The following is a 13616-nucleotide window of genomic DNA, read 5'->3' on the forward strand; positions in this document are numbered from 1 at the left end:
GTTTAGAAATTCACTTTTACACCAATATTCCCTCTTACACCATAATATTCTACCTGCTCTGGTCTGTCTTGATTTTCACCGAAATGATAAATCAATGGTTTGTTCAGAATATTATTTACATCTGCAAAAACCGTAAAATGCTTATTAATTTGATAAGAAGTTCCAAAGTCTAGATTGCTGTATTTTCCGTAGTATGAATCATAAAGGTCTTCTTCAGCATATTCTACAGCGAAATTTCCTTTATGATTGTATGCTAATCTTGCGTTGAAACCACCTTTTTCAAAGAAAAGCTGTATGTTGTATAGTTCTTTTGCCTGATACGGAAGTTTCACTTTTCTGCCGCTTGGTTTTTCCATTTCAGACGTCATAAACGTTGCATTAAGCTGGGTTCCGAAATATTGCAAAAATCCAGGTAAAAAATCAAATCTTCTGTTGATTCCTAATTCAATTCCGCCTAACCAAGCTGCTTTTCCATTATTCGGAGCACTAAATTGTACTCCATTGATTCCGTTGTAATTTCCAATAAACGAATCCTGAAAAATAGGGTCAGTAATTGACTTATAAAAAATACCTCCGCTTAAAATTCCGACGTTTGAGAAGTAATATTCTCCCATTAAATCGATGTTGATAGAGTAGGTTGGGTTCAGGTTAGGATTTCCTCCTTTAAATTCATTATCAGCTTCAATATAAGTTCCACCAGGAGTTAAATCTCCAAAATTTGGTCTTGAGAACGTTCTTGTCGCTGCAAATCTAAGGTTAGTTTTATCGTTGATGGCATATTTAAAATGTAACATCGGCAAAACCGCAAGATAATCTTTTGTGTTCTCTACTTCGGTTAAGGTATTGTTAACAACGTTATAACCTTTCACTTTGGTGTGTGTATTTGATAATCTTATCCCTCCCAAAATCGTCATTTTATCGTTGATTTTGTAAGTTCCCATTCCGTAAGCATCGGCGTGTTTTTCAAAAACATCAAAGTTTCTTCCCAAGGCTTTATTGTATTCCAAAGCTTCTGAATCTGTTTTATTAATGGTTAAATTTCCCTGATTCTGAAACCAGAACTGATCCATACCACCAGTTGACAATACCGGTCCGAAAGTATTTCCGATGTGGGCATTCATTTCGCTTAAATATTTTGTTCCGTTCGGTTGTGTTGTGGTATATTGACCGAATTCTGAAAGGAATGGTGCGGTTCCGTTGCTCCAATTGTAGAAAATATCAGAAAATCTGGCATTTCTTTCTTTGTCGCGGTACTTAAAGCCATATTTCAACGTCAGTTTATCAGATATATCGATTTCATGGTTGAAACCAGCAACGATCTTGTCTCTTTCCTGAACATAAACCTTATAAAATTCAAGATCCGTAAATCTCATTTGCGAAGCATCCATTTTAAAATTCGGGTCGCTGTAAAAACCAAATAATGCATCCGGATCTTTGTAGTCTAATTTTCCGCCATCGGCTTTCCAGTAAGCTCTTGGGCCAACTCCTTTGTCTAAAATGTAGTTTGGATTGATCCCTACGCCATTTTGTGTATATTTAATAACATAGTAAGAATTATTCTGCTTATCCGGAATGTTTCTGTATTTAAACAGATTGTTGTAATATGATAAGTCCCAATCGATTTTACTTTTATTCAATTGATGAACTCCGCCTAAAGAAACTGATGTTAATTCTGTGATCAGTAAATTATGAATATTCTGAAGCTCAACTCTTGCTGTATTGTTTGTGCTGCTGAATTTGTCGAATCTTACTCTGTGTTTGTAATGCGTTTCGTCATCAGAAAGTGTTCCGTACATACCTTTCAAATAAAAGGTGCTTTTGGGTGAAAACACATATTCTAAAGCGGCATTGGCTCCTGTGGTTTTTCTTACCCCTTGATAATCTCTGAGCTCCATTCTGAAAACTCCTTCATCACCGCTTCTTCTTGCTTCAAAATTATCTGTTGACCAATTTCTGATGAAATGAGAAAAATTAACTAAGTATCCGAATTTTTTATCCTTTGTTCTTCCACCATACAATAAGCCTAAATTATAAACTCCTTTGTCTGCTTTTTCGTTATATCCCGTTCCTAAAGTTCCTTTGAATTCTGTTTTCATTGGAGGTGTTTTGGTTATAAAATTCACTCCACCGCCAATTCCGTCTGCTTCCATATCGGGAGTGAAAGATTTATTGACATGAACATAAGAAATTAGTTCTGTAGGGAAAAAATCGAATGCTGTTGCTCTGGAAGTTGTTTCTTCTTCAGCGGTCGGAAGTCTGTTTCCATTAATTGTTGTAGAAGCCCAAAACGGCGGAAGCCCTCTTAAAGAAACGAATCTTCCTTCACCCTGATCTCTTTCGATAGAAACTCCCTGAACTCTTTGAACGGTTTCAGCAGCATTTCTGTCAGGGAGCTTCCCAATTCCGTCGGATGCGATAACGTTAGAAATATTGATGGCATTTTTCTGCATATTCAATGCTCTTGCTTCGCTGTTTTTCAATGTTCCTGCAATAATAACTTCGTCAATGTTTTTCTGACGTTGGTATAAAACAATACTTCCCACATTAAGATTTTGTGCGTCGACAATTTCAATGTTTAGATTTTTAGATTCAAAACCGATATAGCTAACTTTCAGATTATATTGTCCTTCTTTTAAATCGCTGATTGTAAATCTTCCTTCCGAATCTGTGATGATTACTTTTTTAGTTCCTTCAATAGTAACGGCTGCCCCAGGAAGTGACTGATTTTCATCCGATACAATTCCGGTTACCATCTGTTTCTGTGCAAATACTCCAATCGTGCAACAGGCAAAAAGTGGAATAAAGCTTTTTTGGATTATGGTATTCATTTTTTTTTACAAATATTAAAATTACATTGCAAAAATATGCTTGAATTTTAATATTTATAAACTTTTAATGTTAACTAATAATGAAAAAATCTTGTATTTAATTTGAATTAAAAAAATGAAGCAGTAACAAAAATGATATTTTGGTAATTATTTAAGATTCTTATAATGAGATGATTTAGTGTTTTTGTTTATTTTTTGTCTGATATCAAATGCATTTTATTTCAGAATTGAAGATTAACTATCTGTTATTTATTTGTTAAATTGAAAAAATAAAAGTTTACTAATAGTAAACTTTGTTGGGTTTTTATATCGTTGAAATTATTTTTTTTGATTAAAAAAATCAGTCTCGTTCTGAGTATAGATATAATACAAGCATGATGCAAGATTCATCAGAAATGCTTACAGGAACGTGGGGAAATCTCCCGTTAAAATATAATGCGTCACCCTCTGAGAGTATAACTTCTTCCTGATCAATCAGATATTTTACAGTTCCTTTTAAGATGTATTTGAATTCCCATGCATCAGTAATCACTTTTTCTCTTTTAGAATTCGGTTCCAAGGTGAGTAAAACAGCTTCGAAACCCAATGAATTTAAGCTTTTACTGAAAATGTGCATATATTTAAATCCTTGAGCTTCAATTTCTTTTTCAATAACCTGCTGATTTTCTTTTGGGATGTAGAGGTATTTTGCGCTATTCCTGTTTTCAACGCCTTCAAAGAAATAGCTTGCATCAATATCTAAGGACTGAATTAAATCTAATAGCACAGGGAGAGAAGGGATAGTTCGTCCGTTTTCAATTCTTGAAATTAAGCCATTGCTAACGTTGGCTCTGTTGGCAAGTTCATTAATAGTAAGATTGTTTTCTTTTCTAATGTCTTTAATTCTTTTTCCAATGCCTATGATAAAGTCGCTCATTGCTGAATTTTTATTTTGTTTACAAATAGTAATATTTTGGCAAATGTATGATATTTTTGTTTTCTGCTAAGTTTAAGAATCTTTTTTAATTTTATATATTAAATTTGGTGACTATATACTTCTGTTTACCAACAGGAAATTCCTTCTATTTTATGATAATTATAATCATTCTCAATTAGAAAGAGAATTTTAAGAGTACCATCTGTTTGGTACGGGAAAGTATATAGTTGCCTAGAATTTATAAGCCACAAATACACGAATATTATCTTTTACGGAGTTATCTTAATGTGAAATAATCATGCAAATTTAAATATCGTTCAGTAGGATAATTGACTATTTTAAATTATTAAATATATAAATACATGAAGTAATAATAGCATATGTCATTTATTTAACGTACATTTGTAGAATAATAAGGCAACTGAATAATGTGAATTAAAAATAAAATTAGTTCTCAGCCATCAAAACAGTAGCTCAATTTTGTCATTAACATTTTAGGTGTTCTACCTTTTAAGAAGTTCGATTTTCACTCTTAAATTTTATTCATCCATATTTTTCTCTCAAAAATTATTATCGTTTTGGTTCAGACCAAAGCACAAGGATAATTTATCCTATAAAATAAAATACAATAATTTTTTAATACATATACAATGCAACAAGGAACAGTAAAATTCTTTAACGATACTAAAGGATTTGGTTTTATTACTCCATCTACAGGTGGTCAAGACATTTTCGTACATACTTCAGGTTTAGTAGATAATATTCGTGAAAATGATGTCGTAACATTCGATTTACAAAATGGAAACAAAGGTGTTAATGCAGTTAACGTTAAAATAGCGTAACTCTTAATAACCTTATATTTTATAATAAGAGCAGATAATTATTTATCTGCTCTTTTTTATTTTGAATCTCAATAAATTTAAGTTGGATTAATGAGTTTTGAACTTATCTCTGCTAATTCAGGGTAATTTTTTTCTATAGAAGAAGAGATGTAAGACGTATTTTCTGAGCATCTTCAACTGTTTTATTTCTGCGAATTTTGATTGTAATATCTTGATCATAACTTCATTTTGTGTCCTGGTAAATTAATCTCTTGTTGCTGAGGATGGGGTTTCTTTGTGTCATACTTATATTTTCAAAGGCTTCTTGCAGTTTCCAAATATTTTTCTTTATCCATTGGATATCTTGGATCCGGTATAAAGGGCATTTTAGCTATTTTGTGAATCGTAAGAGTAGTAAAGTGAAAGTCTACTTCTACTGTTCCTAATAATAGATAACAACCTCCACCCCGAAAAGGATATTCTGCAAGACAATTCGGGAAATGGGCAGTATCAAAATATTCTCCTTCGGTATCAATCCTGATTCCATTTTTTTATATTTTATTATCTTTATAATTATTAAGCTCCAGAAGATTCCGAAAAGAAGGTCAAGATTATATTTTAGAATTATCCCAAAATATAAAGAATGGGAGACTATATTTGAAGAATTGACTTGAAATCTCACCTGTTATCTATTATGACTGAATCTCCAATAGCATAGAATTAAAAAAATTATCTCAATTATATCTCTTTGAAAATGTAACAAGAGTTATTCATCCTTTATAATATAAATTAATTAGAATGAAATATTGTTAGGCTTATGAAAATAGAACGTGTCTTATTTTGGTTTCGCGACGGACAAGAAAAATTAATTAACTTAAATGATGATTTCTTTGGATTAAGTGTATTGTTTACAAGATTGCTCAATGAAAATTATCGCGGAAAAAAAATTAACTTTATTAATGTCGATTTCATGACTGATAATACATATGCTTATTACCCAATTTTAAAAAGGGAATCGGCTGAGATATTCGGTAAAGACCTAAGATATTTTGGAACTTTTGATAATGTATATTTTAGTAAATTTAATAAAGCAGATAAACAACTATATATTTGGGATAAGGCTCACAATTATTTGCTTGAAATGGCAAAGATTTCTCATAATCAAGAACTCCAGAAAGCAGTTGAATTTTCTTATCTGCAAGGGTTGAAATTAAAATTAATTCCTGATTACGAAAATGTTAATTTAGAATTTCAATATAATAATATTATTTATAAAGCTTCAATATGGATTTGTTTTGCCGATGATTATATGTATTCAAAGCTAATTGTAGAAAATACTGGCAGAAAAATATTTGAAAAAGAAATAGCTCGTACAAAAATAGGTGTTGAGCTTTTTTTGTCAATATATAAAAAAATAATTTTGAAAAATGATTTTTTGATAGTTCAAGGAGCAAAAGATGTTGATCATCTGCCTTTTAAGATGGCTTTAAAAGATGTTATTTTCTAAATTTTAAAAGGTTAATTTAACTTTAATAAGTGACTATATAATTCTATGTACCACCAGGAACATTCTTCACTATTTTCATGAAAATTATCATCATTCTGAATTAGAGTGAGGATTTTAAGAATGTCATCTATGTGGTACAAGAAAGTATATAGTTTCCAAAATATAATGAAAGCCAATATTTAGACGAAATACAATAATGCAGCTATTCATATTTGGGCTTTATCCAGATAGTTTTTTTAGTGACTTCCAATGATATCTTATTTTTTCTCTTATAAAAAATGGTAATTCCTATTGTGATGAACAAGCTTAAAAACCTGAAAATATTTGCATACATCCCTCCAATGGCAGAATCGTCAACATTAAAAATCAGCCAATAAAGATTCATCAGAAAATGTAGAAAGATTGCTGTCCACAAATTAAAATTCCATTCTGCATAGATCCACGCGAAAAATATGGAACCTAAAGATGTAACCGCAAATACTTCTAAAATTTCTATAAAATCAGTAGCCTGATAAAGATGTGCTACGCCGAAAAGCAGTGATCCTAAAAATACACAAGCGACTTCCTCGAAATCCTATAGATAATGTAGGAATAAAGCCCGATATATTAATTGATAATAATGAGAAGCAGAAAATTAATTTAATTAGATTGCAGCTTGAAAAATGACGTTCGTTTTACTAAACTCTAGTTGTTGATTAATTTCCGATTACAACACCAGCACTTTGGTTCTTCGAATAGCTGGTATTATTTGCAAACTTTTCTAATATCCAAATATGTCTTTCAAACCCAAATTCATTCCATTAAATACTTTTCCTGATGTTGAAAGCAAGGGCATAATCATTGAACGGTCATCTGTTGAAGATCTCGAATTAGACAAAATAAGAAAAGCCCACAGGGATAACTACCATTTATTCTTTATCCTGGAACAAGGCAGCGGAATATTTGAAGTAGACTTTAGGCAGTATACCATTGTTTCACCTTCAATAATCTATATTCAGCCTTATCAGGTACATCGGGGAATCTCTTTTAAAGAAGGACTTTTTACTGTCATTCTTATAAACGATGAAAACTTAAATACTGAATATCTTGATCTTTTAAAGACAATAGCTCCGGCAGATCCTTTGCAGTTGCAAAATGAGAATTTCGATGTTTTATCAGATACCATAGCAATATGCTTAAAAATATATAAGGATTTTGAAAGGAAATTATATTATCCGATATTGAAAAATAGCTGCAATGCTTTGATCGGGTTGATCATCTCAAACTTTTTAGGTGATTCTGCCCAAATCAACTCACCTAACCGTTCTCAAGTTATTATGAGTAATTTTAAATCTTTGTTGGAAAATCAATTCTTGATAGAAAAAAATCCCAAGTTTTATGCTGAGCAGTTACTGAATGAATGCGCAAAAAAGGCAACGGGCGAGACAGTTTCCTATCATATTCAGCAAAGAATTATTTTGGAAGCAAAACGTCTTTTGTTTCATTCTTCAAAATCGGTCAAAGAAATTGCATATCAGTTAGGCTATGAAGATTACTCGTATTTCTCCCGTCTGTTTATAAAAGCAACAGGAATGACAGCTTTAACTTTTAGAAAAAAAAGCTTCGAATAGTCCTATACTTACTTTCTCCAATCCATTTCAACGTCTGGCATTTCTCTATTTCTTTGTACAACAAAAATTAAAGATATGCCGACAGCACCAAAATGGCTCAACGATGCCCTTGAAAAAATAGCCCCTTCATTTATACGGATAGTAAAAGTAGAAGAATCCGTTTATCTCAATCCTTATGTAAAGAAAGTACGTTTAAAAGGTAATTTTACCTCTTTGGATTTTTCTCCGGGATTCACGATCTCACTTCGGGTTACTCCCAGGGAGTTACGTCACTATACCGTTTCCTATGCAGATGATACAAAGAAAGCTATTGAATTTGTTGCTTATCTTCATGGCAATGCGGTTGGAGCCAATTATATCAATATACTTCAGCCTGACGATCAAAAAATAAAGCTAGCGGTCTTAGGAAGTGACAAACAATATGATCCAAAGGTAGAAAAGCAAGTTGTTTTTGGAGATGAAACTTCTCTTGGTTTAATGCTCAGTTTTTTACCTTTTCTTAGAAAGAATAATCATCAGTTCATGTTTTACATCGAATTGGAAGAGGAAAACATGACTATTCCTGAAGAAATTGGTCTATGCAATTATACAGTTTTTCCGAAAAAGGATGTATTTCGCAACATAGATGATATACAGCAGTTGCCTCTTTTAGGCGATCCTCAATGGTCTGATGCCAATATAATACTTACTGGAAATGTAAATTCAATCCAGAACTTCAGGAAAGCTTTGAAGTTGAATAATCATAAGGGTAAAATCTATGTTAAGGGCTACTGGCTCGAAGGTAAAAAAGGATTATAATTTTATTGATTATGAAAATTTTATTAGTTAATAATAATGATTGTAAACAGAATATAATAGATTCAGTGGCCGAATTCTTATGGGATTCCGCTCATGAGATAGTAAAGATATCATCGGATGATAGTGATAATATTGAAAAGAAAGAAGCTTTTAAAAATTATGATTTTATTATCAGTATGAATGATGGTTCAGAAGCTATTCATTCTCATACTAATCATTATCCTGATCGATCTGACTTATTTACAATACAGGTAGTAAAAATAAAATGTATATCTACGACTTAACTTTCATCGATACTGAATCTATCCGCTTCGCAAATTGCTTACGAACTAGGTTCAAACAAGTTCACTGATGAAAAAGTAATCGACTTGCTTAAAAAATACAATATTATAGAACATTTAGATCAAACTCAATTATTAAATGATGAATTTAAAATATTTCTTGAAATAAGTAAATGATAATATCTGTTTTATTTTGCTGCTAATTTTTGTAAAAGTGATTTCTCAATGAAATAAAAATCCCGACTGTAGCCGAGAATAATAGTTAATCATGAAAACTTTAATATCTATATTGATTAATATAATGTATGCGTTTTTAGAATTTCATCATTGAAAACATTACTTTTAATGATGGCAACAAAATTTCTTGCAGATACTTTCTTATCTTTAATAAGTTGTAGAACTTCAGATATATCTTCAGTTCCTTTTAGTTTTTTCAATTCTCTTCCAATTGGAAAACCGATATGCAATAATTCATCGAAATCTTCCATGTTCATGAAATTCTTGTCATTTATTTGATCTTGAACTTTTACGAATCCTGTTCTATTTAATAAACCATTTTCGCAAGTCAATGTAATATGTTGATCTAAAGTCATTATATTTATTTAACTGTAAAGATACTAAACTTCAATTAGGTACAATATTCCAATGACAAATTGGTTATATCCTGTTTTGCTGGAATTTACACATATTACGGGAACACAATTTTTCATCTAACCTTAGATAATTTAGGAGAACTACTGGGAAGTATAAATGTGGTCATACACTTAGAACTATTAATTAAAAATGATTAAATATCTATTCATCCAGATCAAGATAAAAGCGGGAAGAAAAATTGTATAGAAACCAAGTTTTATTATAACTTTAGGCTAAAGAATATTACCTGAAATAAAGTCCATCATCATAAAATGGATTTTCGCATCGATTATGATACAAAGTACAAAAAAGTTTCCGACAATGATATCTATTATCAACTATCCATATACCTATTTTTTAGCTGGTCTCGGATGCATTATCGTCGTACTTTTGGCAGCGGTCGCAATCATTTCAGGAGTTTGGTTAATTGATAATGGTTTTTGGGAATATTTGACAAATAAGCCAGGACACTTTTTTGCATTGCTTTTAATAACGTTCATCTCAGCCGGTGCGAGTTACTTTACTGCAGCCTATCTTTTTAAAGCTAAAAGAGATAATAAATATAGTATCGTTGTGAATGAAGAAGGTGCTTTTATTTTCTTTCCGAATGGTAAAATTTCAGAACAATTTTTATATTCAGAATTATATTCTTCAAAAGAAAAATTTGACTCTGATATTGGCTTGGTCCTAAACATCAAATATAATTTAACGAGATTGACCGTTTATAAAAACGATGGCTATGGCGAGAGTAAAATGCATACTGTGAATTTTCAAAGGGAATATTATGTGATCAAAAACAGATTTGAACTTTACCGTCATTTTCTTGCAGGAGTACAGATTTTTCGACCGGATCTAAAGATTCAATATTCAGCACTTCTTCATTTTCAACTTCTTAAAGATCTTAATTCTTAACTTTATTAAGAAAAATGTGGATCGATTTTCAATATTTTCCTACTTTATAAACAAATATGGGTACCAAAAAAAACATTTATACTCTAGCTTTTAGAGTAGCAGTTTTATTTTATTTCAATTAACAATATCTTTGTGACAAGACTTGTTTTTAAAACGACAAAGAATACATGGAAAGCAACGAGGTCAGTTATCCGGTCTATTCACCGGGATCCGTCATAGGAATCTTTAGTAATGCTTTGAAGCTGAACGCTACAGTCAATCTTATCTATCTGAAGGGTGGTCATACAGTCGATGAAACATTGCTGGATAAGTTGGCAGACAAACGTTTTCATTTGCCTCACGATTATGGTGCGGGGTTGCATGCCATAGCAGAAAAACTGTCTCACGAACGTTCCAATTCAAGAGCCCTTTTAATCGATGAGGTCAAGAAAGATGTTTCCAAACAGTTTTCTGAACAGGTTAAAACTTTAACTGAACAACTATCCAAGAGAAATGAAGAATTCCAGAAACTTCAGGAATCTTCAGTCAAACAGCTTCAGGACACACAGAAGAACTTCACCGAACAGGAGAAGCAGAGAAAGGTAGAAATGGATAGCTACAAAAAAGAGATCGCAGCCTTGCATGAAAAGAATATGCAGTCTGCCATCAATGAAAAGACAGCTTCTATGAAGGTTCGCCTGGAAACATTGAATCAGGATAATATGAGACTGAATCAGGAATTGCAAAGCAGCAAAACTGATTACATGAAGATCGTCATTGCATTTATACTGGCATTGTTCCTCGGATTTATTTTGGCAAAGGTTCTTTGATCTCCCAATAATATTTTTCCATAAGCTTAAATTATTAAAAATGGATATTCTGCTTTAAGCTCGACGGTGAGAATTTTTCTTTCTGATAATTCCTTACGTATACTCAAAGAATAATTAAAGTTCAGCTCTTATTCTGCTCAGCTGTGTAGGAGTAATTGCCAGATAAGAAGCTATCTGATGAAGTTTTAATCGGGAAACCAATTCGGGATAATCCCTCTCAAACTCTAAATACCTTTGTTTGGCCGTATCAGATTTAAGTGTGATCTCGGCAAACTCCTTTTCAATGACCCAATGGCGTTCCAGATAACTGATGTAGAAGTTGGCAATATCATTATATTGTCTTGTAAGGTTTCTGAAATCACTGAAAGAATAGCTGATGAGTTCCGTATCTTCTAAAGCCTCAATGGAGAAAGATCCAGGTTCTTGTTTTAGCAATGCGCTTGTAGATGCAACAAGAGAGTTTTCTGTAAAAAATCTCTTGATTATTTTTTCACCTTTTTCATTAAGGTAATAATACGAAAGCAGCCCTTTACTGATAAAAGTAATATCTTTTGGAATAGTTCCCTGTTCCAAATAATAAGCTCCCTTGATTATTTTGGAAGTTTTTAACAAGGCTGACCATGCTTTTTTCGATTCCTCGGAGATCAAGGAATAGCGGTCTATAAATTCCCAAAATGCTACCATACCATAAAGATAATGTAAAATAAAAATATAGCAGTTTGAAATTTCGGGAATTAAAAATATTTCTGATCCCTCAACATATGTATAGAATTCTGAAAATCTTTGCGCCTAATTTTGCTGTCAGAAAAAATAAATTACAATGATAAAATCATTATTTGCCATAGTTGTTATGTGCATCGGAACAGAAATGTTTTCCCAAAAAGTCGACTCATTGAAGATCTACAGTGCCTCTATGAAGAAGGATATTAAAACGCTTGTTGTACATCCGTCAAACGACAAGAATATGAAACTGCCAACGGTTTACATACTGCACGGCTTCACTGGCTATCCCAAAAGAACATTGACACAGGATATTCCGTCCTTAGTAAAACTCAGTAAAGAAATGCAGATGATCTTTGTGTTACCTGACGGAAATTATGACAGTTGGTACATAGACAGTCCCAATTTGAAATATGAGACATTTATTGCCAAAGAATTAACTGGCTTTATTCAAAAAAAATACAGTTCTGATCAATCGAAAACAGCTTTGATGGGCTGGAGTATGGGTGGACACGGCGCACTATACATTGGTGCGAGACATCAGGATACTTTCAGTGCTATAGGAAGCTTATGTGGTGTCATCGATTTTGTTCCTTTGGGAAAAGAATATGGTGTTCCTAAATTATTAGGGGAAAATCCAGAAAAATGGATTTCCTATACGGCCATCTCACAGATAGACAAGCTTAAAAATAGCCGGCAGAAAATACTGATCAGTTGCGGAATCGACGATCTGTTGATCACACAAAACAGAAAATTTCACGAGCAATTGATCTCACTGAATATTCCCCACATCTATGAAGAAAGTCCCGGTGCTCATGATGCGGCCTATTGGTCTACAGCTGCTGTTACTCAAATTTTTCAACTTAATCAATTCTTTCAAAACCATGATTAATTTTAAATACTTTTTAGATCAGAGAAAGCATTTTCTGATCTATCTAGTCTTCATTTTATTGCTTACAGGTTGTTCTAAAATATTCTTTAATGATCGTTTTTAGCCCCGAAAATCTGGTAATAATTCTAAAACCTGAGCAAATTGGGATTACAATGCCTACATCTTTAATGGCAAAATAGATCAGCGAGCTTTGAAATAAGGTCTTTTTTTATCGTGTTAAAAAATACGTTGAAAATCTGACTACAACAATTACCAATAAGGCTATTTTTATAGAACGTTAATCAGGAATTTTGTAATTGAAATTAATGTCAGTTATAGAAATAATTAATAAAAGAATTATGCAAAAAAGAAAATTAGGAAATAGCGGATTGGAAGTTTCAGCATTTGGATTTGGCTGTATGGGCTTAAGATAAAAAAGATGCAATAACAATACTGCATAACGCAGTTGAAAGAGGAATCATATTTTTTGATACTGCAGAAGCCTAGCCACACATATTTAGCAAGTGATTTAGTAGCTATTTCTATAGCGTAATCATAAAGCAGTTGACTGACTTTCTTACGATGATATTTCCTTAATACATATATACGTTTAATTTCAAGACCTTTATTGTCTTTTAGCTCTGTTTGAGCATTACCAAAGTTGATTTTAAGGTATCATACTACATCAAAACCATCAATAGCAAAGTAAAACTCAGAATTTTCATCAGCCTATTTATCTAGTAATTTTTCTTCTGAATACCCCTCTCGCAGGTATTTTTCCATATTTGCTTTTGAATTGCTTTCTGAAAAAGTTTTTCTTCCAATTTGTTAAAGTGCAATTAAATCATCTGTGTTTACTTTGCGTATTATTATATTATTCATTGATAAATAAGTTAATTTAGGTAAATAA

The 13616-nt window shown here is 32.0% G+C and carries 12 protein-coding genes and 2 pseudogenes; 8 read left to right on the plus strand and 6 right to left on the minus strand.

Annotated features, from left to right (window positions below):
- Positions 1 to 2 precede the first annotated feature (2 nt).
- Complete coding sequence (locus tag FDY99_RS18170; RefSeq protein ID WP_139423174.1) at positions 3 to 2828, minus strand: TonB-dependent receptor; 2826 nt, start codon at positions 2826 to 2828, stop codon at positions 3 to 5.
- A gap of 340 nt (positions 2829 to 3168) precedes the next feature.
- Positions 3169 to 3744: a helix-turn-helix domain-containing protein gene (locus FDY99_RS18175; protein ID WP_084550423.1), complete on the minus strand. Its 576-nt coding sequence runs from the start codon at positions 3742 to 3744 to the stop codon at positions 3169 to 3171.
- A 650-nt stretch (positions 3745 to 4394) separates the two neighbouring features.
- Here FDY99_RS18175 and FDY99_RS18180 point away from each other — a divergent pair.
- On the plus strand, positions 4395 to 4586 hold the full coding sequence (locus FDY99_RS18180; RefSeq protein ID WP_139423175.1) for a cold-shock protein: 192 nt from the start codon (positions 4395 to 4397) through the stop codon (positions 4584 to 4586).
- Between the two features lie 215 nt (positions 4587 to 4801).
- Here FDY99_RS18180 and FDY99_RS23425 read toward each other — a convergent pair.
- Positions 4802 to 5110, minus strand: a pseudogene (locus FDY99_RS23425) (hypothetical protein); the annotation flags it as partial.
- A gap of 272 nt (positions 5111 to 5382) precedes the next feature.
- On the opposite strand from FDY99_RS23425, the gene FDY99_RS18190 reads away from it, so the two are divergent.
- Complete coding sequence (locus FDY99_RS18190; protein WP_139423176.1) at positions 5383 to 6072, plus strand: hypothetical protein; 690 nt, start codon at positions 5383 to 5385, stop codon at positions 6070 to 6072.
- Between the two features lie 202 nt (positions 6073 to 6274).
- Here FDY99_RS18190 and FDY99_RS23720 read toward each other — a convergent pair.
- A pseudogene (locus FDY99_RS23720) lies at positions 6275 to 6622 on the minus strand (CPBP family glutamic-type intramembrane protease); the annotation flags it as partial.
- A gap of 223 nt (positions 6623 to 6845) precedes the next feature.
- Between FDY99_RS23720 and FDY99_RS18200 the strand changes: the two are divergent.
- The 3 genes from FDY99_RS18200 to FDY99_RS18210 all read left to right on the plus strand — a co-directional run bounded on the left by FDY99_RS18200 (position 6846) and on the right by FDY99_RS18210 (position 8764).
- Positions 6846 to 7682, plus strand: coding sequence for an AraC family transcriptional regulator (locus FDY99_RS18200; RefSeq protein ID WP_139423177.1), 837 nt, complete (start codon positions 6846 to 6848; stop codon positions 7680 to 7682).
- Positions 7683 to 7757: 75 nt separating this feature from the next.
- A complete protein-coding gene (locus FDY99_RS18205; protein WP_139423178.1) occupies positions 7758 to 8480 on the plus strand; it encodes a ferredoxin reductase domain-containing protein in 723 nt (240 codons plus the stop codon).
- 11 nt (positions 8481 to 8491) lie between these two features.
- A complete protein-coding gene (locus FDY99_RS18210) occupies positions 8492 to 8764 on the plus strand; it encodes a hypothetical protein (protein WP_139423179.1) in 273 nt (90 codons plus the stop codon).
- A gap of 290 nt (positions 8765 to 9054) precedes the next feature.
- On the opposite strand, the gene FDY99_RS18215 is transcribed toward FDY99_RS18210, so the two are convergent.
- Positions 9055 to 9354: a hypothetical protein gene (locus tag FDY99_RS18215; protein WP_139423180.1), complete on the minus strand. Its 300-nt coding sequence runs from the start codon at positions 9352 to 9354 to the stop codon at positions 9055 to 9057.
- 361 nt (positions 9355 to 9715) lie between these two features.
- Here FDY99_RS18215 and FDY99_RS18220 point away from each other — a divergent pair, with 361 nt between their 5' ends.
- Together FDY99_RS18220 and FDY99_RS18225 are read left to right on the plus strand one after the other, a co-directional pair.
- Entirely contained in the window at positions 9716 to 10306 is a 591-nt protein-coding gene (locus tag FDY99_RS18220) for a hypothetical protein (protein WP_139423181.1), read from the plus strand.
- A 167-nt stretch (positions 10307 to 10473) separates the two neighbouring features.
- Positions 10474 to 11115, plus strand: coding sequence for a hypothetical protein (locus tag FDY99_RS18225; protein ID WP_139423182.1), 642 nt, complete (start codon positions 10474 to 10476; stop codon positions 11113 to 11115).
- A 114-nt stretch (positions 11116 to 11229) separates the two neighbouring features.
- Here the strand turns inward: FDY99_RS18225 and FDY99_RS18230 are convergent, their stop codons facing one another.
- On the minus strand, positions 11230 to 11799 hold the full coding sequence (locus FDY99_RS18230; protein WP_139423183.1) for a Crp/Fnr family transcriptional regulator: 570 nt from the start codon (positions 11797 to 11799) through the stop codon (positions 11230 to 11232).
- A gap of 136 nt (positions 11800 to 11935) precedes the next feature.
- On the opposite strand from FDY99_RS18230, the gene FDY99_RS18235 reads away from it, so the two are divergent.
- Positions 11936 to 12727 (plus strand): alpha/beta hydrolase, encoded by a 792-nt coding sequence (locus FDY99_RS18235; RefSeq protein WP_139423184.1) that lies wholly within the window; start codon positions 11936 to 11938, stop codon positions 12725 to 12727.
- Positions 12728 to 13616: the final 889 nt, after the last annotated feature.

The organism is Chryseobacterium mulctrae, from assembly GCF_006175945.1.
In the GTDB taxonomy this organism is placed as follows: domain Bacteria; phylum Bacteroidota; class Bacteroidia; order Flavobacteriales; family Weeksellaceae; genus Chryseobacterium; species Chryseobacterium mulctrae.